At 61.0% G+C, this 26,839-nt stretch carries 23 protein-coding genes; 4 read left to right on the forward strand and 19 right to left on the reverse strand.

The annotated features are described in order from the left end of the window. Positions 1-38: 38 nt before the first annotated feature. From P3T24_RS13080 to P3T24_RS13135, 12 genes are all read right to left on the reverse strand, one after another. A complete protein-coding gene (locus P3T24_RS13080; protein ID WP_429435084.1) occupies positions 39-1,478 on the reverse strand; it encodes a DHA2 family efflux MFS transporter permease subunit in 1,440 nt (479 codons plus the stop codon). A gap of 63 nt (positions 1,479-1,541) precedes the next feature. Next, positions 1,542-2,210: a glutathione S-transferase family protein gene (locus P3T24_RS13085; RefSeq protein ID WP_429287234.1), complete on the reverse strand. Its 669-nt coding sequence runs from the start codon at positions 2,208-2,210 to the stop codon at positions 1,542-1,544. A 148-nt stretch (positions 2,211-2,358) separates the two neighbouring features. Continuing rightward, entirely contained in the window at positions 2,359-3,582 is a 1,224-nt protein-coding gene (locus tag P3T24_RS13090) for a dienelactone hydrolase family protein (protein WP_429435087.1), read from the reverse strand. A 94-nt stretch (positions 3,583-3,676) separates the two neighbouring features. Beyond that, positions 3,677-5,314 (reverse strand): AMP-binding protein, encoded by a 1,638-nt coding sequence (locus P3T24_RS13095; protein WP_429435089.1) that lies wholly within the window; start codon positions 5,312-5,314, stop codon positions 3,677-3,679. Between the two features lie 17 nt (positions 5,315-5,331). Further along, a complete protein-coding gene (locus tag P3T24_RS13100; protein ID WP_429435091.1) occupies positions 5,332-5,736 on the reverse strand; it encodes a RidA family protein in 405 nt (134 codons plus the stop codon). Next, on the reverse strand, positions 5,733-6,176 hold the full coding sequence (locus tag P3T24_RS13105) for an acyl-CoA thioesterase (RefSeq protein ID WP_429435094.1): 444 nt from the start codon (positions 6,174-6,176) through the stop codon (positions 5,733-5,735). The genes P3T24_RS13100 and P3T24_RS13105 overlap by 4 nt, the downstream gene beginning before the upstream one ends. Continuing rightward, complete coding sequence (locus P3T24_RS13110) at positions 6,173-7,387, reverse strand: acyl-CoA dehydrogenase family protein (RefSeq protein ID WP_429406285.1); 1,215 nt, start codon at positions 7,385-7,387, stop codon at positions 6,173-6,175. The genes P3T24_RS13105 and P3T24_RS13110 overlap by 4 nt, the downstream gene beginning before the upstream one ends. Position 7,388: 1 nt before the next feature. Continuing rightward, positions 7,389-8,240 carry an enoyl-CoA hydratase family protein gene (locus P3T24_RS13115; protein ID WP_429435096.1) on the reverse strand — a complete coding sequence of 284 codons (852 nt, stop codon included), beginning with the start codon at positions 8,238-8,240 and terminating at the stop codon, positions 7,389-7,391. Between the two features lie 26 nt (positions 8,241-8,266). Next, positions 8,267-8,827: a MarR family winged helix-turn-helix transcriptional regulator gene (locus tag P3T24_RS13120; protein ID WP_429435098.1), complete on the reverse strand. Its 561-nt coding sequence runs from the start codon at positions 8,825-8,827 to the stop codon at positions 8,267-8,269. After that, on the reverse strand, positions 8,824-9,615 hold the full coding sequence (locus P3T24_RS13125) for an SDR family NAD(P)-dependent oxidoreductase (protein WP_429435100.1): 792 nt from the start codon (positions 9,613-9,615) through the stop codon (positions 8,824-8,826). The genes P3T24_RS13120 and P3T24_RS13125 overlap by 4 nt, the downstream gene beginning before the upstream one ends. Continuing rightward, entirely contained in the window at positions 9,612-11,987 is a 2,376-nt protein-coding gene (locus P3T24_RS13130; protein WP_429435103.1) for a bifunctional salicylyl-CoA 5-hydroxylase/oxidoreductase, read from the reverse strand. The genes P3T24_RS13125 and P3T24_RS13130 overlap by 4 nt, the downstream gene beginning before the upstream one ends. 157 nt (positions 11,988-12,144) lie before the next feature. Next, positions 12,145-12,900, reverse strand: a complete 756-nt coding sequence (locus P3T24_RS13135) for an SDR family oxidoreductase (RefSeq protein WP_429435106.1) — start codon at positions 12,898-12,900, stop codon at positions 12,145-12,147. A 114-nt stretch (positions 12,901-13,014) separates the two neighbouring features. Between P3T24_RS13135 and P3T24_RS13140 the strand changes: the two genes are divergently transcribed. The 3 genes from P3T24_RS13140 to P3T24_RS13150 all read left to right on the forward strand — a co-directional run bounded on the left by P3T24_RS13140 (position 13,015) and on the right by P3T24_RS13150 (position 16,599). Next, on the forward strand, positions 13,015-13,920 hold the full coding sequence (locus tag P3T24_RS13140; RefSeq protein WP_429435109.1) for a LysR family transcriptional regulator: 906 nt from the start codon (positions 13,015-13,017) through the stop codon (positions 13,918-13,920). 181 nt (positions 13,921-14,101) lie between these two features. After that, on the forward strand, positions 14,102-16,072 hold the full coding sequence (locus P3T24_RS13145) for an aspartyl protease family protein (RefSeq protein ID WP_429435111.1): 1,971 nt from the start codon (positions 14,102-14,104) through the stop codon (positions 16,070-16,072). Between the two features lie 137 nt (positions 16,073-16,209). Then, positions 16,210-16,599, forward strand: coding sequence for a surface-adhesin E family protein (locus P3T24_RS13150; RefSeq protein WP_074267183.1), 390 nt, complete (start codon positions 16,210-16,212; stop codon positions 16,597-16,599). A gap of 89 nt (positions 16,600-16,688) precedes the next feature. On the opposite strand, the gene P3T24_RS13155 is transcribed toward P3T24_RS13150, so the two are convergent. The 6 genes from P3T24_RS13155 to P3T24_RS13180 all read right to left on the reverse strand — a co-directional run bounded on the left by P3T24_RS13155 (position 16,689) and on the right by P3T24_RS13180 (position 23,440). Further along, positions 16,689-18,350: a thiamine pyrophosphate-binding protein gene (locus P3T24_RS13155; protein ID WP_429435114.1), complete on the reverse strand. Its 1,662-nt coding sequence runs from the start codon at positions 18,348-18,350 to the stop codon at positions 16,689-16,691. Continuing rightward, entirely contained in the window at positions 18,343-19,584 is a 1,242-nt protein-coding gene (locus tag P3T24_RS13160) for an MFS transporter (RefSeq protein WP_429435116.1), read from the reverse strand. Before P3T24_RS13160 ends, P3T24_RS13155 begins: the two co-directional genes overlap by 8 nt. Positions 19,585-19,610: 26 nt before the next feature. Further along, on the reverse strand, positions 19,611-20,504 hold the full coding sequence (locus P3T24_RS13165; protein ID WP_429287218.1) for an ABC transporter substrate-binding protein: 894 nt from the start codon (positions 20,502-20,504) through the stop codon (positions 19,611-19,613). A 118-nt stretch (positions 20,505-20,622) separates the two neighbouring features. Next, entirely contained in the window at positions 20,623-21,021 is a 399-nt protein-coding gene (locus P3T24_RS13170; RefSeq protein WP_429435118.1) for a putative quinol monooxygenase, read from the reverse strand. Positions 21,022-21,119: 98 nt separating this feature from the next. Continuing rightward, positions 21,120-22,244, reverse strand: coding sequence for a porin (locus P3T24_RS13175; protein ID WP_429406305.1), 1,125 nt, complete (start codon positions 22,242-22,244; stop codon positions 21,120-21,122). A 269-nt stretch (positions 22,245-22,513) separates the two neighbouring features. Beyond that, a complete protein-coding gene (locus P3T24_RS13180) occupies positions 22,514-23,440 on the reverse strand; it encodes a LysR family transcriptional regulator (RefSeq protein ID WP_429406307.1) in 927 nt (308 codons plus the stop codon). Positions 23,441-23,792: 352 nt separating this feature from the next. Between P3T24_RS13180 and P3T24_RS13185 the strand changes: the two genes are divergently transcribed. Beyond that, positions 23,793-25,337 (forward strand): carboxylesterase/lipase family protein, encoded by a 1,545-nt coding sequence (locus P3T24_RS13185; RefSeq protein WP_429406309.1) that lies wholly within the window; start codon positions 23,793-23,795, stop codon positions 25,335-25,337. Between the two features lie 26 nt (positions 25,338-25,363). Here P3T24_RS13185 and P3T24_RS13190 read toward each other — a convergent pair whose 3' ends face one another. Then, complete coding sequence (locus P3T24_RS13190) at positions 25,364-26,815, reverse strand: MmgE/PrpD family protein (protein ID WP_429406311.1); 1,452 nt, start codon at positions 26,813-26,815, stop codon at positions 25,364-25,366. Positions 26,816-26,839 lie beyond the last annotated feature (24 nt).

Consider the following 26,839-nt stretch of genomic DNA (forward strand, 5'->3'; position numbering starts at 1 on the left):
TCACTGCGGATATCCAGGCGGGTGCGGCCGGGTTTTCGTCACTCGGCCGCCGCCTCCGCATGAGCGTTGTTCTGTTGCCCGTTGGCGCGTAGCAACAAAGCACCGAACAGCGCCGCCACTGCTGCAAAAACCGCTCCAGTCAGAAAGGCGAGGTGGTAGCCGCTGTTCAGTGCGGCCACCGTTCCTTGAGATGCCTGCAGCGCATCCGTGCGCGCCGCGGCAACGCTCGCGAGCACCGCGAGACCCACGGCACCGCCCATCATGAACGCGGTATTGACAATGCCCGACGCGAGACCGGATTCGCTCGGCTCCACGTCGCTCATCGCTGCCAGCAAAACCGGGTTGAACGCGATACCTGCGCCGAGCCCAAGCAGTGTCATGCCGGGCAACACGTCGAGGATAAAGCTGCCGTCAACCGGCGCCCGTGCGAAGCACGCAAGTCCAGCGGCGGCCAGCAGCAAGCCGACGCCGAGCGGCAAGCGCAAGCCGAAACGCATCACGAGCCGCGCGGACAAGCCAAGCGAAAACAGCGCCATGATGAGGTTGGCAGGCAGGAAAGCGAGCCCGACCTGCATGGGCCGGTAACCCAGCACACGCTGCAGATAAAGCGCCGAGATAAAGAACCACGCGAACATCGCCGCCGCCCACAGCACGCCGACGACATTCGCCACGGCGACGTTGCGCAGCTTGAACAGACCAAGCGGCATCAGCGGATGCTGCACGCGCGCTTCGATGCGCAGAAACAGGAGCAGTAGCGCCAGCGCGGCGACCAGCATGCCGATGGTCTGCAGCGACAGCCATCCCGCTTCGTTGCCATTGACGATCGCGTACACAGCGAGCATCAGCGAAACGGTAATCGTCGCCGCGCCTGCAACGTCGAGTCGTTCGCCGTGCGCGCTGCCGCGGCCATTGGGCAACAGCGCGATACACATGGCGTAAACGGCGATGCCGATCGGCAGATTGACCAGGAAGATCCAATGCCAGCTCAAGAGGTTGGTCAGAAGACCGCCTGCCAGTACGCCGATGCTGCCGCCACCGGCACACACGAAGCCATAAACCCCCATCGCCTTGGCGCGCTCGCCCGGTTCGGTGAACAGATTCATGATCAACGACAGCGAAACAGCCGACACGACCGCACCGCCGAAGCCCTGCACCGCGCGCGCACAAACCAGCAGCACCTGCGAATTCGCCATGCCGCAGGCGAGCGACGCCACGGTGAAGAGAGTGATGCCGCCCAGAAACAGCTTGCGATGGCCGTACAGGTCGCCCAGCCTGCCGCCGAGCAGCAGGAAGCCGCCGAACGTCAGCATATAGGCGTTGACGACCCAAACCAGCGAGGTCTCGGAGAAGCCGAGATCCGCGGCGATCGACGGCAGCGCGACGTTCACGATCGTCGAGTCGAGCACGATCATCAGCACGCCTAGGCACAGGACCATCAGGGCCAGCCAGCGTTTGCGCGCGTCGATGTTATGGGTCATGCGGTGTGTCTCCGTAGTCGGGTTGCAGCGTCCGTCGGCGAGCGTTCGCGCCGGCGGGGGCGCTCAACTCAGCAGGTCATATTTGCCGCCACGTTCCAGCGCACGCTGATACGCCGGCCGCGCGTGGATGCGGTCCAGAAAACCGCGAATCGCGGCAATGTTGTCAACTCCGCCGCGCGCGGCGCCGGCTTCGAGCGGGAAGCTCATCTGCACGTCCGCGGCGCTGAACTCATTGCCGACGAACCAGCCGGTCGGCGTGAGTGCGTCGTTGATATAGCCAAGGTGCAGCTTGATCTGCGGATCGACGAAGCTCGATTGCAGCGTCGAGGCGATCTTGCGGGCAATCGGCTTGGCGAAGAACGGCATCGGTGCGCTGCCGATCCGCGTTGCCACCAGCTTGAGCAGCAGAGGCGGCATCACCGATCCTTCCGCGTAGTGCAGCCAGTATGTATAGCGCAAACGCTCAGGCGTGCCAACTGCCGGTGCGAAGCGGCCCTGGCCGTAACGGTCCACCAGATACTCGATGATAGCGCCCGATTCGGCGATCGTGAGGCCTTCATCGGTGATAACCGGCGACTTGCCGAGCGGGTGGACCGCGCGCAATTCGGGCGGCGCCAGCATGGTCTTGGGGTCGCGCTCGTAGCGTTTGATCTCGTACGGCACGCCGAGCTCTTCAAGCAGCCACAGGACTCGTTGCGAGCGGGAGTTGTTCAGATGATGGACTGTCAGCATAGGGGATCCGGGCCTGTGGAGTGCCACATGATAGCTCTGTTGAGCGATGCGCTTTTAGAGCCCACGGTCGGCTTTTGAACCGCTCGCCTCCGAGGAGAAGCAAGAGTGCAGGCTTCGCGCATCTAATTCACGGCGCCGGATATGCCCCTTACGCCTTTGCCTTCGCGCCCATGAGCTGATTCGACGGCAACGCCTCATCAAGCAGTTTGCGCGCGCTCTCGATACCCACCACCGGCAGCCCTGCCGGATCGATCAGCCCCACCTGCACGAGTACCGACGCCTGATCCCAGTAGATATGCTCGTTGTACAGCTTGTCGCCGCGGAAGCACACCACAGCCAGCATCGGCACTTCGAAATACTTGCCGGTGGGCGCGACACCCGGCAGCAGCCAGTCGATCTCGCATGTATGCGTGCAGCTGAAAACGAATTCGTCGACGATGCGGTCCGCGCCGATCGTCCGTGATATCGGAATCAGCTTCGTATCCTCAGGGTTCGAATGAACGAAGTGATGCGTGTAGAAGCGCTTGAGGTTGTCGTGGCCTACGCCGCCCGTCATCGTCGGAACGTGATTGACGTACGGTTGTGCAACCATGGTCGGCATGACCGCGTCCACGTCGCGCGTGGCGAACTCGTAGTAGCAGTGCTGTTCCCACAGCGTATTCAGGTCGTACACCGGCCCCAGCACCTTGCGCAGAAGCGTGAGGGTGCGCGAGTACGCCATCATCGTGGCGGGCTTGTCGTAGCTCTTGCGTGAGGGATTGGCGAAGGCGTGATCGCATCCCGCGTAGACGTATTGCTCGATCTGTGGCCGGGTCTTCAGTGCGCTGCTGATGCGCTCGCGAACCTCGGGCGGGCAGTGCGCATCCTGTTCGGGGAAGTGGAACACCATCGGACAGCGGATGGCCGGTACTTCGTCCAGGTAAGCTTCGAGCCCGGCGCCGTAATAACTGACTGCACAGTCGACGTCGGTGCGGGCTGCGCTTAGCATGGCGAGCTTGCCGCCCAGACAGTAGCCGATTGTGCCGACCTTGCCTGCCTGCTCCGGCAGCGCGCGTAACGCGCCGATGGTTGCTTCGATGTCGCCTATCGCGCGGTCAATGTCGAAGCGTTGCAGGTAACCGAGCGCGGTTTGCATATCGGCATCGCCGTAGCCGAGCACGAGGCCTGGCTGGATTCGCCAGAACAGGTCGGGCACCAGCACCACGTACCCCTCTTCGGCAAAGCGGTCGGCCATCGACTTCATAAAGTCGTTGATGCCGAAGATTTCCTGCAGCAGCACGAGTCCTGGCCCCGAGCCTTGCGCAGGACGCGCTACGTAAGCGTTGAAACGGCCGCCATCGTGGGCGGTGACTTCGATGAATGACGCGGACATGCCTGTCTCCTGTTGACCAGAGTTCGCGCTTCAGCGCGCTACATCGGTCCCATGCAACACGGTTGCGGAAGGAAGAACGTGAGGCTACATCGTATTACAGGGTGCGCAGGGCGAACCGTTTGAGCTTGCCCGTTTCGGTGCGCGGCAGTGAATCGACGAAAGCGATCAGGCGCGGATACTTGTACGGCGCAACGCAATTCTTCACGAAATCCTGCAATTGCGCGACCAGATTGTCGTCTCCGGTATAGCCGGGATTGAGGACGATAAACGCTTTGACGACTTGTCCACGCGTTTCGTCCGGTGCACCGATTACGCCGCATTCCGCCACCGCATCGTGTTGCAGCAGCACGCTTTCCACTTCCGGGCCGGAGATGTTATAGCCGGCGGAGACGATCATATCGTCGGCGCGTGCCTGGTAGAACACGTAACCGTCGGCGTCCAGATAGACAGAGTCGCCAGGCAGGTTCCAGCCGTCGCGCACGAACTTCGCTTGCCGTTCGTCGGCCAGATAGCGGCAACCGGTGGGTCCGCGCACGGCAAGCTTGCCGATGGTGCCGCGTGGCACGGGCTGCATGGCATCGTCGACGGCTTGCACCACATATCCGGGGACGGCGCGTCCGATTGCGTGTGGCCGGGTCTCCGCGCCCGCGGCTGAAATGAAAATATGGATCAACTCGGTCCCGCCGATACCGTCGATCATTTCAATGCCGCTTGCCTCGCGCCATAGCCGCCGCGTCGAGTCGGGCAGCGCTTCGCCAGCGGAGACGGTCTTCTTGAGGCTCGAGATATCGAAGCGCGGTATCAGCGGCGCCATCTGCCGATAGAAGGTCGGCGCCGTGAACATGATCGTGGCGCGAAAGCGTTCGACGGTTTGCAGCAACGTCTCCGGTGTGAGCTTCTCGATCAGCACCGTAGAAGCGCCGACCCGAAGCGGGAAGGACAGCAGACCACCGAGTCCGAACGTGAAGGCCAGTGGGGGCGTGCCGCAGAACACGTCGCTAGCGGTGGGCTTGAGTACGTGGCGCGGGAACAGGTCGCACATCATCAGGACATCGCGATGAAAGTGCATGCAGCCTTTGGGTAAGCCTGTTGTGCCGCTGGTGAAGGCGATCAGGCAGACGTCGTCGCTTGCGGTATCGCAGGCGCTGAAGTGTTCTGGCTTGCTCGCGGCAAGTGTTTCCAGGGAGTCCGGAGCATCGTCATGGAATAGGCGGATCTGCTGCAGATCCGGACAAAAATACTCGTCTTGTGGATTACGGCAACGCTCGAGTTCCTCGGTCAGACGTGTGTCGCACAAGGCGGCACTGATCTGCGCCTTATCGATGATCTGCTTGAGTTCCTTGGCACGCAGCAGCGGCATCGTAGGCACCAGCACAAGTCCCGCCTTGAGCGCGGCCAACGCGGCGACTGCCATCTGCAAGGTATTCGGCCCGCGCAGCAAGACGCGGTTGCCCGGTTGCAGCCCCATCTCATCGACCAGCACATGTGCGCTGCGATTCACCAGCATAAGCAGTTCGCGATAGGTAGTCGCCTGAGGCACGCCATTCACGTCCGACCAGATCGCGGGACGCTCGCCGTGTCCAGCCTCGATCGTGCGGTCAAGCAACTCAGTCGCGCAGTTAAAACGCGCCGGGTACGCGATGTCGGGATTGTCGAGCAGAAACACCGGCCACTGATCCTGCGGCGGCAGATGATCGCGGGCAAAGGTATCGACGTGAGCTGACGGTTCCATGAGGTTCTCCCGGACGGTTAGCTGGCTTCGTGGGGGATCACTGCGGTGGCTTCGATTTCGACCTTGGCTTGGTCTTCGATCAGCGCGACGACCTGCACCGCGCTCATGGCGATGTCGTAATTGCCGATCAGCTCGCGAAACGCGCGGCCGATGTCCTTGAGCGCCGCAATGTACTCGCGCTTGTCGGTCACATACCAGGTCAGGCGTACCAGGTGTTCCGGCTTGCCACCGGCCTCGTTGAGCACGGCGACGATGTTACGCAAGGCTTGAATAGCCTGAGCCGCGAAGTCGCTCGACGTGAAGCGCGCCTCGGCATCCCAGCCGATCTGCCCGGCGATGAAGACTTGCGTCCCGACGGCCGCGACGCCGTTTGCGTAGCCGCGCGGTTTGACCCAGCCGGCGGGGAGAAGAGGTTTTTTCATGAGCGTGGCTCGTCAATGAGGGCAGGCGGTGGAGCGAAGGACGCGAGAGCGCTCGCGATGTCGTCGGGAATATCGATGGACTGGCCGGTCTCGAGCGAAGTGGTTACCAGCACCTGATGCGCGCGAAAGCGCACTTCGTCATGGCAATGGCCAACAATGCCGATCCGGATCGAACGGCGGCCGATTGAGTTCACCGTCAACGTGAGCATGACTGTCTCGCCCATGCGGCTGGGCCGCGAAAACTCGCAATCAAGCTTGACGATCGGCAAGCCGATGCGGCGCTGGCCGATCATATGCGCGTAGTCGATTTTCAGGCGCTCGGTGAACCAATCTTCCACCAGTGCATTCGTCAGCACGAGATATTGCGGAAAGAACACGATGCCGGCCGGATCGCAATGCGCGAAACGGATGCGTACGGGCATATCGAACGTGGCGCTCATGGCTTGCTCTTGCTGTCCTGTTGGGCGGCAGCGTGTGCCTTCAGCAGGTCACGGCCCACGATCAGCTGCTGCACTTCGGTTGCGCCTTCGTAGATGCGTAAAGCGCGAATCTCGCGATAGAGCATTTCGACAGCGGTGCCGCTTTGCACACCCATACCACCCCACAGCTGAACCGCTGCGTCGATCACTTGCTGCGCGCCTTCGCTGGCGTGCCACTTGGCCATTGCGGCTTCGCGTGTGACGCTTTCGCCCTGGTCACGCAACCAGGCTGCGCGATAGACGAGCAGGGCGCTGCTGTCGATGGTCAGCGCCATCTGCGCGAGCTTCGCCTGGGTCAATTGAAAATCGCCGAGCGTCTGGCCGAACATTTTGCGCGAGGCTGCACGCGTGAGACCCTCGGCCATGGCATGGCGCGCAAAGCCGAGCGATGCCGCTGCTACCGAGGTGCGGAATATATCGAGCGTGCGCATGGCCAGTTTGAAACCTTCGCCGGGTTCGCCCAGCATCTGGCTGCGCGGCACGCGTGCGCCGGCAAAATGCAGGCGCGCGAGCGGATGCGGTGCGATCACGTCGATGCGCTCGGCGATTTCAAGGCCCGGCGTGTCGGCATCGACAATAAACGCGCTGATGCCGCGTGCGCCAGGCGCCTCGCCGGTTCTGGCAAACACCACATAGAAGTCGGCGATTCCACCGTTGGAAATCCAGGTCTTGTCGCCTTCCAGCACATAGGCGTCTCCGTCTTCTCGCGCGGACAAAGCCATGGCTGCGACGTCCGAGCCTGCTTCCGGCTCCGACAGCGCGAATGCGGCAATGGCCGTGCCGTTCGCGACCCGCGGCAAATATCGCTGCTTCTGTTCGTGCGTGCCGCCGAGCGAGATCGCGCCCGAGCCAAGCCCTTGCATGGCGAGCGCGAAGTCGGCGAGACCAGAATGCCTGGCAAGCGTTTCGCGCAACAGGCAGACGGCGCGGGTGTCGATGGTGTCGCCGTGCCCACCATACGCAGTGCCACCGACGCCGTATTTCAGCCAGCCCGCAGCACCCAGTTGGCGCACGAGACGACGGCAGGTTGCGTCGACATCGCCGCCATGTTCCGCGTCAGCGAGATGCTCGCTGCACCACGCTTCGATGCCAGCCGCGAGTTCGCGATGACGGTCTTCGAAGAATGGCCACGCCAGCGCGCTATGGAGATCGGTCTTGCCGGAAGAGCTCAATTCAGTCTCCTTCGAACACAGGACGCGTCTTTGCCGCGAACGCACGGTAAGCACGTTCGAAATCATGCGTGCTCATGCAGATGGCCTGCGCTTGCGCCTCGGATTCGATCGCTTCGTCGATGCTCATGCTCCATTCCTGGTGCAGCATCTTCTTGGTGATGCCGTGCGCGAAAGTCGGCCCGGCGACGAGTTCGGCGGCGAGTTTGGCGGCTTCGTCGAGCAGCGCATCGGGTTCGCACAGACGGTTATAGAAGCCCCAGGCGTAGCCTTCGTCACCGCTTGCCGAGCGGCCGGTGAACAGCAATTCCGATGCACGTCCCTGACCGATGATGCGCGGCAGGATCGAGCACGCACCCATATCGCAGCCGGCCAGACCCACACGCGAAAACAGGAACGCGAGCTTGCTACGCGCGGTGCCGAGACGCAGGTCGGAGGCCATCGCGAGAATGGCCCCTGCACCCGCGCAGACGCCGTCGACGGCGGCGATCACAGGTTGCGGGCAGTGGCGCATCGCCTTCACGAGATCGCCGGTCATACGCGTGAACAGCAGCAACTCCGGCATCGGCAGATCGATCAGCGGCGCGATGATGTCGTGCACGTCGCCGCCTGAGCAGAAGTTGCCGCCCGAGCCGTGAATCACGACGGCCTTCACATCGGTTGCGTATGCCAGTTGGCGAAACAGGTCGCGCAACTCGGCATACGATTCGAAGGTCAGCGGGTTCTTGCGTTCGGGACGGTTCAACGTGATCGTCGCGACCTTCGCGTTCACCGACCAGCCGAAGTGTTTGGCTTCGTAGCCCGCCAGCGTTACGCGATTGCCATCTAGCAATGCGTCGACGTGGGATCGTGTCATGGATATCTCCTCCGGTTCGGTGCCGCTCAACCCTTGAGGTTGTCGAGCAGATGTTTCTTGAGCTTGCCCAGACGCTGATGCGTGCGCGACTTCTCATCGAGGCTGAGGCCGCCGAACATTTCGACGACCCATTGTTCATGTGCCACGGCCATGCGGTCGAACAGCTTGCGGCCTTCAGGTGTCAGGCGCACGCTGATCGAGCGGCGATCGTTTGGATCCGCATCGCGTACCACGAGGCCTTCCTGTTCGAGCTGATCGGTAATGCCGGTGACGTTGCCGCCTGTGACCATCAACCGGCGCGAGAGCTCGGTCATCCTCAGGCCTTCCGGATGACGTTCGAGTTGGGCCATCAGATCGAAGCGGGGCAGCGTGGTGTCGAATTCGCTGCGCAGGCGTTTACGTAGTTCGGCTTGCACGAGGTTGGTCGTGGTGAGCATGCGCAGCCATAGACGCAGGCCCATATGGCTGTCGACGCCCGTGCTCATTTCCATGTCGACGACGTTTTCCGCAGGCTTCGCGACGCCTTTGCGCACCGCCGGCTTTGCTTCTGCGGATGCCGCCTTTTTAGCGCTAGCTGCACGGATCATGTGACTTCTCCCCCGGAGACGGAAATGGATTGGCCGGTTATCGCTGCCGAGCCCGGCATGCATAGCCACAGGGCGGCGTTGGCGACTTCGTCCGGTGCGACAAAGCGTTGTTGCGGGTTATTGCGCAACAGGATGCTGCGTGCTTCTTTCTCGCTACGTGACGTCTTGCTGGTGATCTGGTCGAGCGAAGCGCGCAGCAGTTCGGTCTCGGTGTAGCCGGGGCAGACTGCGTTGACGGTGATGCCCTTGGTTGCGACTTCGAGTGCGAGCGAACGCGTCAGCCCGATCACACCATGCTTTGCCGCGCAATAAGCGGCGACGTAGGCATAGCCGATCTGCCCAGCAGTGCTGGCGATATTGACGATGCGGCCATAGCCGCGCTCGAGCATGCCCGGCAGTACCGCGCGCGTGCAAAGGAATACGCCAGTGAGATTGACGTCGAGCATGCGCTGCCAGAGCGCCATGTCGGTCTGTGTGAACGGGGAGGCTTGTGCCTGGCCCGCGTTATTGATCAGGATGTCTACAGGACCGGCTTGCTCGAATGCGGCAATGACGGCGGCTTCCTGCGCCACGTCCAGCGTGATGCACGCGAGTTCGTCTGCTGCACCGCTTGGGCTTAGCGCAATTAACGCGTCCCGTTGCGCGGCTAGACGCGCGGCGTCGCGGCCCATCAACGTGACGCGCGCCCCGGCGCGCACCAGCGCCGCAGCGGTGGCAGCGCCGATGCCGCTTCCGCCACCGGTCACGACTGCGTGTTTTCCGGCCAGTCCGGAGAGTTCTGTGTTCACACCGTTCCTTCTGCGCGTTGTGCGCGTTCTTGCGGCGAGAGGCCTGCGTTTGCCGCGGCCTGAGCGCGCTCGCGCTCGAGATTGCGTTCGAGTTGCGACTTCGCTGCCGTGTATTGCTTGGGCCACATCACATCGAAATAGCCAATTTTTGCGGCTTCGTTGAGCGTCCACGAAGGATTCGCCAGATGCGGCCTTGCTATCGCGCACAGATCCGCGCGGCCGGCGGCGATGATGCTGTTCACGTGATCCGCTTCGGAGATCGCACCGACGGCGATTGTCGCAATACCGGCTTCGTTGCGGATGCGGTCGGCGAACGGCGTCTGGAACATGCGGCCGTAGACGGGCTTTTCTTCTTTGCTAACCTGGCCTGAAGATACGTCGATCATGTCCGCGCCTGCTGCCTTGAAAGCGCGGGCGATTTCTACCGCGTCGTCCGGCGTCGTGCCGCCGTCTACCCAGTCGTGAGCGGAAATGCGTACGGAGATAGGTTTGTCCTGCGGCCAGACTTTGCGGATCGCAGCGAACACTTCCAACGGATAACGCAGGCGGCTCTGCAGCGAGCCACCGTATTCGTCGCTACGCTGATTGGTTAATGGCGAGAGGAAGCTCGACAGGAAATAGCCATGGGCGCAGTGCAGTTCGAGCCAGTCGAAGTCCGCTTCCGCGGCCATTTCCGTTGAGCGGACGAATTGCGCTTCGATTTCGCGCAGATCGTCGAGGCTTGCTTCGCGCGACCATTGGCTGACGCCGCGCAGATACTGTTGCGGCGAAGCCGACACGAGAGACCAGTTGCCGTCGGGCAGCGGCTGATCGATGCCCTCCCAACTCACACGTGTCGATGCTTTGGCGCCTGCATGCCCTAGCTGCATGCCGATCTTTGCATCCGACTGCTGATGTACGAGTTCAACGATGCGCTTCCACGCGGCGAGATGTTCCGGTGCGTACATGCCGGGGCATCCCGGCGTAATGCGCGCCTCAGGCGACACGCAGGTCATTTCCGTCATCACAAGTGCGGCGCCACCCATGGCGCGCGCGGCCAGATGCATGAGGTGATAGTCGCCGGCGACACCGTCGACGGCGGAGTACTGCGCCATCGGCGAGACCACCACACGGTTCTTGAGCGTCACGCCGCGCAGCTTGAACGGTGTGAACATTGGCGGGACGGAGTGTTTTGCCGGCGCGCGTTCTATACCGGAGCGTGATGCAAGCCAGTCTTCGAACCCGGACACGTAGCCCGCATCGCGCTCACGCAGATTTTCATGCGAGATGCGCTGTGAGCGCGTCAGCAGCGAATACGCGAACTGCTCCGGTTCGAACGCGGTATAGCGGTCGACGTGCTCGAACCACTCCGTCGAATTACGTGCCGCGTTTTGAATGCGCAGCACGCCGACGCTGCGCACTTCGGTGTAGTGCTTGAGCGCGGCGGCCAGATCGCCGGGATGCGCGTCGATGCTGTTGGCGAGTTCAATCGAATCTTCCAGCGCGAGCTTGGTGCCCGAGCCGATTGAAAAGTGGGCCGTGTGAGCGGCGTCGCCCATCAGCACGACCGGTGTGTCCGCGGTGCCGTTGGCATTGCTGCGCCAGTGCACCCATTCCCGATTGACCACGCGTGGAAAGCGAATCCATTGCGATGAGCCGCGCAGATGCGCGGCGTTCGAGAGCAACGCATTGCCGTCCAGATACTTGGCGAACAGCTTCTCGCAGAAGGCGATGCTGTCTTCCTTGCTCATCTCGTCGAGGCCGGCAGCACGCCAGACGCGCTCCGGTGTTTCGACGATGAACGTGGAGGTCTGATCGTCGAACCGATAGGCATGGGCCTGAAACCAGCCCCATTCGGTTTCTTCGAAAGCGAACGTGAATGCTTCGAAAAGTTTTTTCGTGCCTAGCCAGACGAAGCGACAGTCGCGCATGTCGATGTCAGGCTGGTAGGTCGCCGCATACTTCTGACGAATGGCGCTGTTCGCGCCGTCGCAGGCGATGATCAGATCGGCCTCGTAAGCGGCGTCGTCCGTTACCTGGGTTTCGAACACGAGTTCGACGCCGAGTGCTTCGCACCGCGCTTGCAGGATATTCAACAGGCGCTTGCGGCCGATGCCGCAAAAGCCATGGCCGGACGAGCGGATCTTTTCGCCGCGGAAATTGATTTCGATGTCGTCCCAGTGATTGAAGGCGTCGAGTATGGCGTCCGCGCTGGGTGCGTCCGCTGCGCGGAGGTTGCCGAGCGTCTGGTCTGAGAACACCACGCCCCAGCCGAACGTGTCGTAGGGCCGGTTGCGTTCGATGACCGTGACCTCATGCGCCGGGTTGCGGCCCTTCATCAACAGCCCGAAGTACAGGCCGGCCGGTCCTCCTCCAATACAGACGATGCGCATGCTGATGCTCCAGTTGCAATCTGGAATGTAATTTAGTCCTCGATATTTTAGATGTCAAGTAAATCGTTGGGGAGATGACTGCAGGGGAAGGCCTGCAGAACTTATGTCCGGACCGCGAGTTCGCTTTCAAAAAGCGCCCCCGCGGTCTCCATTCCACTCAAACCTGAGCCATGCCCCCGTCAACAAAGAATTCAGCGCCAGCGATGAAACTCGCTTCATCCGAGGCAAGGAAGAGTACCGCGTTGGCGATTTCCTCAGGGTTGCCAACGCGACCGAGAGGCACCTGTGCCGCCATGTGATCAAGAAACCCCTGTTGCTGCGCTGGGTCATTGCCCGCAAGTTCGACAAGCCCCGGCGTCTTGATCGGCCCCGGGCTCACCACGTTGACACGGATACCGCGATCCTTGAGATCGAGCGTCCAGCTGCGAGCGAGATTGCGCACGGCGGCCTTCGATGCACTGTAGATGCTGAAAGCGGCTGTCCCGGTCGATCCCGTAACGGATCCCGCCAAAATAATGGACGCTCCATCCCGAAGCAGCGGAAGCGCCTTCTGGACCGTGAAGACAACCGCTTTCACGTTGCGTCCGAAGGTGTCGTCGTAGTGCTCTTCGGTGATCGATCCAAGCGGCAGCATCGAACCGCCGCCCGCGTTAGTGAAGAGCACATCGATATGAGAATGCTTTTGCTGAACCGCGTCGTACAGACGATCGATGTCTGCAAGCTTCGACATATCGGCACGCACACCGGTCACGCGGCCACCGATCTTTCTGGTCGCGGCATCCAGTTCCTGCTGGCGACGGCCGGTGATAAAAACCGAAGCCCCTTCGGCCGCGAATCGGGTGGCTGTCGCAAGGCCAATGCCACTGGTGCCGCCGGTTACAACCACGACCTTGCTATCAAACTTGCCAGTCATTTCAGTTCTCCTTGAGTTCCAGCGAACAGTTCGCTGCGTTGGAAACATCATGCCGGTGGGACAAAGCTAGCGGTAGACGGTTAAAATGGACATGATTGTTCCAAAAATGGGTCAATGAGCATGAAAGACGTCAACGACTACGTGCTTTTCGCGGAGGTGGTCACGCATGGCGGGTTTGCCGCGGCCAGTCGCGTTCTGCGCACGCCCAAGTCCACGGTCAGCAGGCGCATCGCCGGGTTGGAGCAACGGCTTGGGGTAAGGTTGATTGAGCGTTCGACCCGTCGGTTCAGGGTGACCGACGTTGGACAGACGTTCTACGAGCGCTGCCGGACCATCATGCTCGACGTGCAGCAGGCCGACGCGGTCGCTTCAGAGGCATTGGGCGAGCCGCAAGGCGTCGTGCGATGCAGCTGCCCGCTAGGACTGGTGGAAGTGCTATCGACGGCATTCGCATCGTTTCTGTCGCGTTTCCCAAAGGCCACGCTACAGGTGGTGGCGGCGGACCGTGCAGTCGACCTGATCGAAGAAAGGATCGACGTTGCGATTCGTGTGCGTGTGAAGCTCGACTCGGATGCGTCGCTGATCATGCGCACGCTCGGCTATTCCTCGCGTATCCTGGTTGCCGCGCCGAAAGTGGCCTCGCTGTGCGCGGGCGGCGACATTGCGATCCTGAACGAGGTGGCAACGCTCGCAACCACAGACCAGATGGGGGAAATTGTGTGGGAGTTTCGTGGTCCGAAGGATGAGTCCTTTGCGCTTCGACATCGACCCCGTATGACCTGTGTGGACTTCGCCGCACTGCGCGATGCCGCCGTTGCCGGACTTGGCGTGGCGCTATTGCCTGACCATGCCTGCCGTGACGCACTTGATGACGGAAAGCTTGTCCACGTATTTCCGCATTGGACGACTCCGGTCGGCATCATTCATCTGGTTTTTACAACGCGCCGAGGCTTGCCACCCGCTGTGCGTTCGTTTATCGATCACCTGGCTTCGACCTTCAGTGATGGAACACCTCGGTGATAAGGTCGAGGCCGCCCAGGATTCAGAAGGCTTTTATCCATGGTGACCGGTACCGGTGGTGTGGTATCAGGAGAGCTATTGCAATTTGTATGTATTGCTAAGGAAATGTAGAGAAGATCGGCCGGTGATGTGACAGAAAGAGCAGATTGATTTGTGATCCAGGTATATTGGTTCAGTTACGATGGCGGTTGCCTGGATTCCGCAAGCGATCATTTTTAAACCGCCCTTTTGTTATTGGTCCATGAATAGACGACTAGAGCATCCTTACTGCGAGGTTATGCGTTTCACGGGCTTAATCGGAGTCGCCGCCTTGATGGCCGCCGTCCTTAGCCAGGCAGTTGCCGCTGCGCCAACCGACACGCCCGCCGATCGTGCCGCTTCCGTTGTCGCCCAACTGCGGGATGCATCTTCCGTCAATCACGCCACAGGTTGCGCAGCGCGTATTGACGAGGGCGATATCGAATCCGGTGGGCTGAAAGGACGCTTCCTGATCGCGACGGATCCCGGTATGCAAACCGGCATCATCAAAACGACGAACCTGGGGCTCCTCGATTTTTCCATCGGCGTCACCAAAACGGGTGTCTGGGTTCGGGACGGAAATGCGACGATACGCGACGCCGATTTCCCAGGCTTCCGCGCCGGCCTCGTGAGCGAGATCTACTGGGCAAGCGGCGGCCTTGCCAATGCATGCTGGCCTGCCGAAGTGCGATACGTTGGCGAGGAATCGCAAGGCGCAGACGTGGCGGACATTCTCGAGGTCGTGCCTCAGGGCGGCAAGGTCGCGAAGGTATGGGTTTCGCGCGAGTCGCATTTGCCGCTCAAATGGACGCGCCGTGACGAACCGGCTGTGGCGACTACATCATACGCAGCGTATGGGAGCGGCACGTCGCACGGGATCCCCCTTGAGCAGACATTCGTCGATCGTGACGGCACGCGTTGGGTGTTGCATACGAAGCGGGTACGCCGGTCGGTCCCGCCGTCTGACGTGGCCGCCCTTTCTACAAAACCTCAAACCCGCTTGGCCGACTACGGAATCGACTCGGCAACCACTACAACCGTGCCGATGCGGATCGAAGGCCAGCTTTACGTCGATGTGTTCCTCGACGGCAAGGGGCCGTTCAACTTCATGGTCGATACAGGTGCTACGCTGCAGTTATCCTCGAAGACCATCGCCCAGCTCGGTCTAAAAGGCTTAGGAGAAGGGAGCGACACCGACATCGATGGAAATGCTTTTGTCGAGCGTATTGTGAAGCTGCCGGAGTTTCGTCTTGGCGATGCCCGCATAAGTGGCTTGTATGGGAAGGAGGCTGATTTGGGCGGCGGCGCCAGCGGCGGACCCAGGCCGCTGGATGGCGTTATCGGCACCGAGCTATTGGACCGGTTCGTGACCACCTTCGACTATCCACACCATTCGCTGACGCTCGCACTTCACCCAAACCTGAGGGCTGCCGATGACGCGCGGTTTAGCATTCCGTTTATGCTGGACCACACCTTACCGGTGACGACGGGTCGGATCAATGGCATACCCGCTCAATTCTGGATCGATACCGGGTTGAATACGGCAGTGGTTGTCAACGTGCCATTTGCTTTGTTTCATGCGGGACAGATGCCGAGCCGCAGGTATGATGGCGGGTCGATCCACGGTGCGTCCGGCAAGGGATCGCCTGTATTTCTGGGCCGGCTCGCATCAATCGAGGTCGGTCAGCTAACCGTACCGAAACCTGTCGCGCTGTTCCCTACTTTGAACGTGGGGCTGGTAAGCGACACAGAGACCGCTGGCGATCTCGGTGACGCTTTGTTCATGACGTCAGCTTTGACGTTCGACTATCAGGATCGCAAGGCGTGGGTCGTTCCCGACGCGACGGCGGCGCCCTCTGCGTCGAAAAACGTTCAAACCGGTATGAGAGTGGAAGTCGATTCGACCGGCGACGCCGTGGTCGGAGCGATTTACAAGGATTCGCCCGCGTGGGAGGCTGGACTCAGGAAGGGCGACCAGATCACAGCGATCGACAGGAATCCGGTGTCGCAGGATCTGGTGAATGCTACGAGGCGGAAGATCTCTTCCGGTGAACTGAAGTCGGTGCGGTTGTCGGTGCTTCGCGACAAGGCCAGCTTTGACGTCGTCGTGCGACCGCGCGATTACATCCAATGATCCGGACCACGCTCGGCGGACAGGCCCGCAGCGCGCCTCATGGCTCGTTAAATCACGTAACGCAGGGTAATCAAGCTCAAGATGCAATCGAAATCTGTCCGATCTACACTGATGCTCCTCTTAAAGTAGGACCGAAAATGCTCAAGAAAGGGGTAATCTGCGCCGCGCTGCTGTCCATGTCGATGACGGCATTGGCGGAGAACTGGAAGGTATTTCAATGGAACAACGATACTACGCTCAGGTACGACACCGAGTCGATCACGCATAAGGGCAAAATCACTGCCACGTGGGTTTCCGCCACTTACGCGCAGCCTGCCGTACGCCCTGGGTACAGCGTCCCGCTCACCAGGCAGGTGTCGCATTGGATCTTCAACTGCGCCGACAAGACGACTGCCATCGGCCAGGTCGTGTCTTACGGTGCAGACGGTAACCAGGTGGATTCAAACCCTGGCGATCCAAACGACTTCCGTAGCGTAACGCCGCATTCGGTTGCCGATGCGATGATGAACACGGTGTGCCCACGCTGAACGAGGCCTGGCAAAAACTGGCTAGACGTGTATCGCACAACGGGCGGCACAGCGGCTCGCCGCCGCCGCATCGCCCGTCGCTATAGCCGTCATTCAAGTCGCAGCGCAGGTGTGATCTGTCGTGGATCGGTACGCAACTCGAGCAAAGCGGGAATACCGGCCGCCTGCGCCCGAGCGAAAGCCGCGGGAAAATCCTCTGTACGCTCGACCACTTCACCGAAGGCCCCAAACGCGTGAGCCAGCGCGACGAACCCGGGATTCTGCAAGCTGGTGCTGGAGATTCGTCCAGGATACTCACGCTCCTGATGCATACGGATTGTTCCGAGCATGCCGTTATTCACCACGATCACGATAACAGCCGCGCCGTACTGTACCGCTGTCGCGAGTTCTTGCGGATACATCATGAAGCAACCGTCGCCGGCAAAGCACACTACCTGACGTTGCGGGTGCTTCAGCTTGGCGGCGACCGCCGCAGGCAACCCGTAACCCATCGCACCGCTAGTCGGCGCCAGTTCCGTTGCATGCCGGCGATAGCGATAGAAGCGATGAACCCACACGGTGTAGTTGCCCGCACCGTTGCTGACCAAAGCATCGTCAGGCAACACGTCGTTCAGATGGGCCACTACCTGCGCCAGATCCACACCGCTGTGGTCGGGGTGTGGCGGTTGTGGCGTCGAGTGCGCGAGGTAAGTGTCGCGTGCGGCCTGAGTCCACGCGGACCAGTTCACGTCGACACCGGGCAGCGCGTCTAGCGCCTTCGCAAAGTGGCGCATGCCGGCATTGATGGCCAGCCGTGCCTGATACACCCGGCCCAGTTCGTTTGCATCGGCATGGACGTGAACCAGCTTTTGCTTCGGCACAGGGCTCTGCACCAGCGTATAGCCGCCGGAACTGACTTCGCTCAGGCGCGTGCCGACGGCGATCAGCAGGTCGGCCGCCTTGACGCGTTCAGCCAGTTGCGGCGAAATCCCGAGTCCGATCTGCCCTACGTAGTTGTCCGTACGATTGTCGAGCAGATCCTGACGTCTGAACGAGGCCGCCACGGGCAATCCGTAGCGCCGCGCAAAGCCCAGCAAGTGCGCACAGGCCTGCTCGTCCCAGCCGGATCCGCCTACCACCACCAGCGGCTGACGCGCTTCGCCGAGCAGCGTCTGCAAGGCGTCCATGTCTTCGGCGGTGGGCGCGGCCTGGACCGCCTGCGAGGGATGGGCATCACCCACTACGCCTGAACCGAACAGGATATCTTCGGGCAGCGCGATCACCACCGGGCCTGGCCGTCCCGACATCGCGACACTGAAAGCGCGTGCCAGTACTTCGGGAATGCGCGCCAGGTCTTCAATCTCCGTCACCCACTTTGCGATGCCGCCGAACATGCGCCGATAGTCCACCTCCTGGAAGGCCTCGCGCCCCAGAAAGCCGCGTTCGACTTGCCCGACAAACAGAATCATCGGCGTCGAATCCTGGCTGGCGGTGTGCACCCCGATGCTGGCATGCGTCGCGCCTGGCCCGCGTGTCACAAAACAGATGCCCGGACGGCCCGTCAATTTGCCATAGGCATCGGCCATATTGGCAGCGGCCCCTTCGTGACGGGCCACATAGGTGCGGATTGCAGTCGCATCGCGCAGGGCATCGAGTACCGGCAGATAGCTCTCACCAGGCACACAATAGACGCTGTCCACACCATTGAGGACCAACGCGTCGACCAGGATGCGACCACCGGTTCGGCCAGGCTGCGGAGTCAAGTCAGACATGTAATTCAAGCTCCTTGTTGCGGGTTTCGGGCATGGCCAGCGCGGCGATAAAAACCACCGCGTACGCGGCGGCGGCCCAGGCGCCTATCGAAGCGCCCAGACCGTATCCGGCACTGGTGATGCCGACCGCAGCCGGCACCAGTGACCCGGACGCGCGGCCAAAGTTATAGGAGAAGCCCCCCGCGCTAGCGCGAATCTGCGCGGGAAACAGTTCGGAAAAGCAGGCGCCCATGCCGGAGACGATGCCCGACTGGAACATGCCGACCAGAAAGCCCAGGAGCAGCATGGTCAGGCCCATGACAGGCAGGTAGGTGTAGCTGAGAATCGCCAGCGTGGCGCCGAGTGCGGACAGCACGAACGTCCTGCGGCGTCCGAGCAGATCGCTCAGATAGGCCGCACCGACATAGCCGCAAAACGAGCCGAGGATATTGATCGCGAGGTAGGTCGTGGTGTTGCCCACCGACATGCTGTGCGTTTGCCGCAGATACGTCACCAGCCAGGTTAGGATCGTATAGTTCCCACCTAGCGCTCCAGCAGCCAGCATCGAAGCGGTCAAGGTGCGGCCAATCATATTGCGCGAAAACATCAGGCTGAGATTGGTGAAGATGCTGGTTTTCTCGCGCACGTCCGCGGTTGCCTTAAACGCTTCGGACTCCGGTACATTGCGGCGCATCCAGACCACGGAGAGGGCCGGCAGCACGCCGACAAGAAACAGCCAACGCCACGCCATTTCAGCAGGCAACAGGCTGAAGATGGTGAAATAGGCGAGCGCAGCCAACGCATACCCGATGGGCCAACCGGCCTGCACCGTGCCGACTGCACGTCCGCGAATGCGCTTGTCGACCGCTTCGCCGATCAATACCGCGCCCGCCGCCCATTCACCGCCGAATCCCAGTCCTTGCAGACTTCTCGTCAGCAGCAACTGGTGAAAGGAGTTCGTGAAAGCCGACAAGCCGGTAAACACGGCGAACCATACGATGGTGATCTGCAGCACCCGCACCCGGCCGATGCGGTCGGCCAACAGTCCTGCAATCACGCCGCCGACGGCCGACGTGATCAGGGCCGCTGTGCCGACGATACCCGCCTGCGATTTGGTCATGCCCCACACCGTGATCAACGTCGGAATCACGAAGGCAAATAATTGGACATCCATGGCGTCCAGCGCCCAACCCATCAGACATCCCCAGAACGTTTGCCGTTGCGGGCGAGTCATGCTGCGGTACCACGCTGTCATTGTGTCTCCTGGTGTTTTTAGCTTTTTTATTGCGGCGCGGTTTCTGCAGGCGCTACTTCTGCGCTATCGACATGATGCCGCTGCAAGGACGCCGCCACGAAACCGGAGGACTTCATTTCCTCGACGAATTGCGTGAGATAGCGCGTCGCCTCGGGCCGGTTGCGGGGCGTGGCCATGGCCTGGCGGATCACCATGAAATTCCCGTCCAGCAGACGCAGTCCTGGCAGACGTGCGACGTCCGCCGCGAGCCGCTGTTTGACGCCTGCCGCGACTTCATAGTGCTGCGTGAGCATCATGTCGGTCACCAGCGACGGAGCCGGCGCCCGCACAAGCTGTGCGTTCTTGATGCGTCGCGAGAGATACAGATCGTAGACACTGCCACCGCTGATAGCGATGCGCACGCCGGCCCGGTCCACATCGGCGTTGGTGTTGATCTTCGAATCCTGAGGCACCATATAGACGCCCTGGATAATCACGTACGGCGGCGTGTAGTCCATATACTCTGCCCGCTCGGGATCGATGCCGACGAATCCAACGTCCCACTGCTGTGCCTGGACACCTGCCGTGACCTTACCGGCCGCGTTGTAGATGACGAAGCTAACCGGCACGCCCAAACGCTTGGCCAGTTCGCGCGCCAGATCGACCGAGATGCCCTCGGGTTGGCCGGTGGCGGTATTCATTGTGGCCAACACCGGGTTGCCGACGTTGATTGCGGCGCGCATCGTACCGGACGGTGCAAGCTCCGACACCACCTGGGCAGACGGCCGGCTGGCCTGTGGCGAGGTCGTGCAGGCAGCCAGCGCGGCAACGCAGGCCATACAGACAAGCGCACCGAGCCGCGAAGCCATCCACGCACTGCTGCGCCGAAGTGCCGAGTACCGCCGTTGGCCTGCCGTGTCGTTCGGTGTCTTAAGTTCCATAGATCCTTGCATCATGAGTAGCGGTCCATATCAATGGTGAAATGCGTATGCGCACAACGCGGCGCAGTCGCCCGGTGAGTCAACCAGACGACTGAAAAATGGTTACGCCGCTTCAAGACTAGCTTGCCGAGATTTCCGTATGAATGCGATCGTCGTACGGACTCGCCAGAAACGGGAAAATCCGGGTGCGGTAATCGCGAATCGCTTGAGAAGCGTTATGTGCATCGTAAGCCGCGCGGTCGTCCCATGTCTCTACTACGGTGAAGTGATTGTCCGTGCCGACCTGCAACAGAAGTTCGACATTGCGGATGCCGTGTTCCTGGCGCGTGGTCGCGAGATACCCCCGCATGATCGGCAGCGCCTGGCTCACCTGGGGACGGACGATGTCCAGATGCACCACGACAACCACAGGGCCATTGGCCGTATCGCTTGTCGCATCGGCCAGCGCCATATTGGCGCCACCCGCGCAGAAACAGCTCACCATCACCAGTATGACCACGCGAATCAAACGCTTCATTGCGCCTCCATCTTTTGAAGTATCGAAGAAAACTGCTTAGCCTTGCCACCTGAAGTCTTGCTTACGAAGTGCCTGAATGGTCCCGCTCGAACGTGTCTTCAGAATGAATGACGCATACCGAGCTGAAAGCCGGTTTCACCCTGTCCAGTCCCTGGCGTCAGGAAGGTGCCCGTCGTGGTTGCCGCATCGCCCATTTTGAACTGTGCGGTATGCGAGTTGTTGATCCGCGATGCAACCGCGTAAAGCGTCGTGCTCTTGGACAGCGAGTAGGTCGTAATCAGGCTGAACTCCTCGGCGTTGTTATGCAGCGAAGAGTCGTCCTGGATATACGCGTAGCCGGCACCTACTGTTAGTGCAGGATTGAACTGGTAGTCGGCAGAAAGGCTGTAGGTGTTGTGGTAGTTCCCCGGCGTATTGCTGACTGCACCCACAGCCGGATCGAACTTGCCGCCGGGGCTGCCGAGTGCGTTGCCCGTGGTGGCGGAAACCACGTCATTGGTGCGGAAGAAGCCCACATAGACTTTGCCCGATCCGTAGTTGTAGTTGCCGCCCGCCATCAACTGCTGGACGCGGTTGGTTTGCGTGGCATTCACCGCGTTCAGGTACGCCACAGCGACGTACACCGGTCCCTGCCAGCTTTGCACTGCCGCCTGGAAGATCCCGTTGCCGCCGGTATTGCCCGCCAGGCCGCCGAGCGAATAGTGGACTTCGACCTGGGTATGGAAGAAGGTTGGCGCAAAATAGGCGATGTCGTTATCGACCCGTGCCTGCCACTGCGCGAAATTATTGAAGCCCGAACCATAGGTGGCCGCGCCGAACGCATCCATATTGCCGCTGTAGAACCACATCGCGGTTTCCTGGCGGCCCACGCGGAAGCTACCGAAGCGGTCATCCGACAATCCAACCCAGGCCTGACGATCGAACATGCGAAACGAGTTCTGTTGTGCACCGGTGCTGGGATCGAAGCCGCCCTCAATGTCGAAGTTGGCCTTCATGCCGCCACCAAGATCTTCGACCCCCTTCAGGCCGTAGCGGCTGGTGGACAGACCGTTGCTACCCAACACCGTTAGCGATGTGCTCTTGCCTCCGACGGTGGACGATTGGTAGCCAATGTAGTTATCCAGCACACCGTAGAGCGTTACGGAAGATTGCGCGAATGCCTGGGGCGACGCGACCACACCTAGCAATGCACCGGCGGCACCGATCCTGATCAGCTTTTTCATTGGGTCTCCTTGAATACTATTATTTTGTTAGTCATGTTTAGTATCGGATCTAACGCCGATTTATATTTGTCTTCTCATGCGGGCCGCGCGCATCGCCGTATTGGCTGGCTGAATTCTTCCCGAACGGGTATGCGCTAGCAATACGTTTGACGCATAGCAGTTATGAAATTTTGCGGGGTGTGGCTTGTGCGCCCGATTGGCCATACCGGGTAAATACCCGTATATGGCAACACGTTGGCGAGCACGCCGGGCAGCAGGGTCGCGCGGTATCAGACCAGTGTCGCGCCGGCCCAGGCACCGCTATTCACGAGATGCACGATCTGTTGGCGCACCGTCTCCAGCACCTGGCGCTGGCTAGGGATGGGCGGTCTGTTGCGTGCGGAGATGATGGCGACGTCCCGGATGATCTCGGGATTGATGAGCGGCACGGCTTGCAACGTGCCTTTGCGCATTTCCTCTTGCACCGATACGAGTGGCAGGATCGTGCAGCCGCAGTTTTCCGCCACCAGTTGCTTGGTGATGTAGACGGAAGCGTCGCACTCCATGCTGAGATTGACGGACCTGGAAAAGCGGGCCGTCAGCGATTCCGCGAGAACCCTGAGTCCGTGGGGATGCGCGGGCAGAACCAAGGGCACGCTGGCGAGACGTTCAACCGGAAAGCCTTTGCCGATCGGGCCGAATTCGGGCGGCGCCACAAAATACAACTGCTCGCGCAGAATGACATCCGCGCCTAGCGACGCGTGATTTTCCGGCAGATACACGATGGCCGCGTCGATCTCGCCGTTCGCGATCCACTCCCGGATATAGCCGCCCAGGCCCTCCTTGAAGCGCATCTTGATGCCGGGATACTCCTGTTTCAAAGCCTTGCCGATCGATCCAAACAGGATCTTGGCAATGGTGGGCTGCGCGGCCAGCACGATGCTCGACGGCCCTTGATGCTCCGGCGAAGACAGATCGGCAGTGGCATGCTCGAGTAATTCCTTGACCTCGGTCGCGTATTTGACCAGACGATGCCCCGGCTCCGTTAGCACGACGCCGCGGCCGCTGCGATAGAACAGACGGATATTCAACTCCGCCTCAAGGGTCGAGATTTTCCGGCTCAAAGCCGATTGCGACAGGCCGACTTCAATGGCCGCTCGCGAGAAATTGCCGCTGGTCGCCACGCTGAGAAACATCAATAGATCTTCGGAGGTCATCTTGCAGTCCCGGTCAAACGCATGCCTTCCACCTGCTTCCTCCTGCTGGTGCGCGCGTGTCGGTGTGTGCGCTTAGGCGTCGTGGGACATAGTTGCATGATCGTGGAAATCTCACACTTAGCTTTCACCCGATATGATGCGGCGGGGCGACGGTAGCCCTAAGGGTTTGCGCCAGGTCTTAGGTCAACGAAGCGAATATATGGCGGCGTTGCCATTTCAGTGACAGCTTGCCGCCATGAATGCTGCGCCGCCCACGCGTCATTTGCAAAGCGTGCGTATTATCATCGACTCGCGATCGCGGTTCGCGATCGGACCTGCTGGGGAAACAGAACAACCGAAGGGAATTCTGCTCATGATCAACGTCATTCGGACGGCAGTTTTCATCGTGCTTGCGATGCTCACGCTCGACGCATTTGCGGCGCCGCTGGTTCAAACCCAAAGCGGCGAATTGAGCGGCGCCACGGAGGGGCATGTCCTCTCCTTCAAGGGCATTCCTTACGCTGCGCCACCGGTTGGCCCGCTGCGTTGGACTCCACCCGCGCCGCCGACGGCCTGGCAGGGTGTGCGCGATGCCACGAAGTTCGGCGCCAGTTGCGAACAGCCGCGGCGCAATTCGAAAGCGGTCATTCCCTGGACTGCGGAATATCTCGCCGATCCGCCGTTTAGCGAGGACTGTCTGTTCCTGAACGTCTGGACTCCCACGCTGCATCCTGCGGGCAAGCTGCCGGTCATGGTATGGATTCACGGCGGCGGCTTTTCGGAAGGCTCGGGCGCAGTGCCGGTTTACCGGGGCGATCATCTTGCGCAAAAGGGCGTTGTGGTTGTCACGATCAACTATCGGATGGGCCTGTTCGGCTTTCTCGCGGATAAATTGCTCGATGCCGAGCAAGGCAGTTCGGGCGAGTACGGCATGATGGATCAGGTCGCCGCGTTGCAATGGGTCAAGGCCAATATCGCGAGCTTCGGCGGCGATCCGGCCCAGGTGACGATAGAAGGGCAGTCGGCCGGCGCGATCTCGGTCCATCATCTGCTCGCCGCGCCGTCGGCCGAAGGGCTGTTTGCGCGCGCGATTGCAGAAAGCAACTCGTGGGGCGATACGACGCTCATCCCGCGTGAGCGCGCCGAAGCGGTTGGCGACAAACTCTCTGGCCTGAGCGGCGCAACGACGCTCGAGGCGCTGCGCGCGCTCTCTGCGGATCAGCTTCTCGCATTGCAGACGGATCCGCGTCTGGGCGATCACGTGCGCTTCTTCCCTGTCGACGATGGCAAATTCATTCCTGAAGGGACGAAGGAGCGGACTGATGTGCCGGTACTGCTCGGGTCTAACCATGACGAAGCTAGCGCCTTTAGCCCGACGTGGCAGATCAGCACGACCCAGGCTTACCAGGCAATGCTTGGCGATCGTTTCGCACCGGTGTCTGCGCGTTTTGCTGCGCTGTATCCAGTGAAAAGCGATGCGGACGTATCGGCGACGGTGCGGCGGTTATTGGCGGATTCTGCTTCGGCAGGGGTGATTGCATGGTCGCAGGGGCGCGACGGCCAGGCGGCACCCGCGTATGGCTATCGCTACACGCATCCAGAACCGGGCCCGCTTGCCAAGCGCTTTGCGACGTTTCATAGCTCAGAAGTGCCGTACGTATTCGGCACGCTGGAGTATGGTCATCGGCCGTTCACTGCGAAGGACCGGGAGATTTCGCATCAACTTCAGTCTTATTGGGTCAACTTCATTCGCACCGGCAATCCGAACGGGCCGGGTCTGATGACCTGGCCGCAGCTCGATAGCGGCAACTTCATGCAGTTGGGTGACAAGCAGGCGGTCACACCGTTGCTGTCGAAGGAGCAGCGTGATGCGTTTAGCGACTGGCTAGCGGCGGGTGGGCGGATAGGCTTGTTCTAAAGAGGACCGCCGTTAGCGCCGTTCGGTCACGTCGTGATCAACGGGCGCAACTGGCGGATGTTGTCCAGCGTCTCCAGCCTGTTGATCCGCTCGATGAGCTGTTCCGTTCTGGCAGCCCCGAGGACCGGAACCATCAGGTCACGCGCTTTCGCGCTAACGGCCTCGGTGCTGAGCGGATTCTCCTTGGTGCCGGGCGGGAACCTGGTGAAATGCTCGACGGTTCGTCCGACGGTCGTCGTGACCTGAACGATTCCGCCACGCGGTGCGGCCGGGTCCATCAGAGCAGCATCCGGCACAACGGTGATTTTCGAACGTTGCGCAAGAATGCGCGGATCGTGCATCAGCGCGACATCGTGGCTGTCGGCAAACGAGACCGCGCCCTTAACGAGCGCGACTGCAACCAGATGCTGGCAATTAACGTCTGGCATGGCACTTTCACCTACGATGCCCTCAGCATCGGTAGGAATCTTGACGACAATGCTGCGGACATTGTCCGGGGTAAGACCGTATTGCTTGCGCAACGTGAGGAATGCATCCAACGGCGACTGGATCGGATAGCCCACCGAATAGGTCTTGATTGCCGTCTCGGTGACGTAAAACCGGCTACCGAGTCCGTCGAGCATCGCTTCCGGCTTGGGATCGGTGGATAGCGCGATGAAGAGGTTATTCGTGCCGTCGAGCACATCGTTGACGCCCGTCATGCCTGCCTGCACCATCGTGACCGCTGTGACGCCATTGCGTGCGCCCATGCCGGCAAAGTCGAATGCCTTCTCGATGTGGTCCTTGTCCTTCACCCAACTCCAGAGTCCGGACACCTGCTGGGACGAATAGGAAATGGCATAGCGCATACCTTGCTCGTCGAGCTGCGCGAGAGATGCGGCGGCGCCGAGCGCCCCGAAAGTGGAGGCCGTGCCCTCGGCGCTGCGATGCGAGCCGCGCACCAGATCGGGTCCAAGCGCCATCAACAGGCGGCATGCAAGGTCGTACCCGAGCGCCACCGCGCGAATCAGATCCTGGCCACTACGGCCCTCGTATTCACCCATTGCTAGGGCGGCAGGAACGACCGAGCTGCCGGGGTGCGCCTTGGTGACGGGCTCGAAGTCGTCGGTCTCGTCGGAGTGCGCGCACATCGCATTGGCGAGTGCCGCGTTGACCGTCGTCGTGCGAAAGCGTGCGCCAATCACGGATGCTTGCGGTGTGCCCCCTAGTTCCTGCACGTACTTCACGGCCAACTCGCCCGGCCTCATGCGCGAGCCGGACACCATTGCGCCGAAGGTGTCGAGGATACGGTGCTTGCATTCCACCACGACCTGCTCAGGCAGCGCATTGTCGCGAGCCGCAGTCATATAGCGCGCAAGCCGGCCCGTTATATCAGCGTCTTCTGCCGCAAACAGGCGCACAGGAGATACCGCCATTGCGGCGACGGCACCGGCGTATTGAAGCACGCGCCGGCGCGTCACCGTTCGATCTTCTGACATGCAGTCCTCACTTCATCGTCGTGG

The organism is Paraburkholderia sp. GAS33, assembly GCF_050436645.1.
In the GTDB taxonomy this organism is placed as follows: domain Bacteria; phylum Pseudomonadota; class Gammaproteobacteria; order Burkholderiales; family Burkholderiaceae; genus Paraburkholderia; species Paraburkholderia phenazinium_B.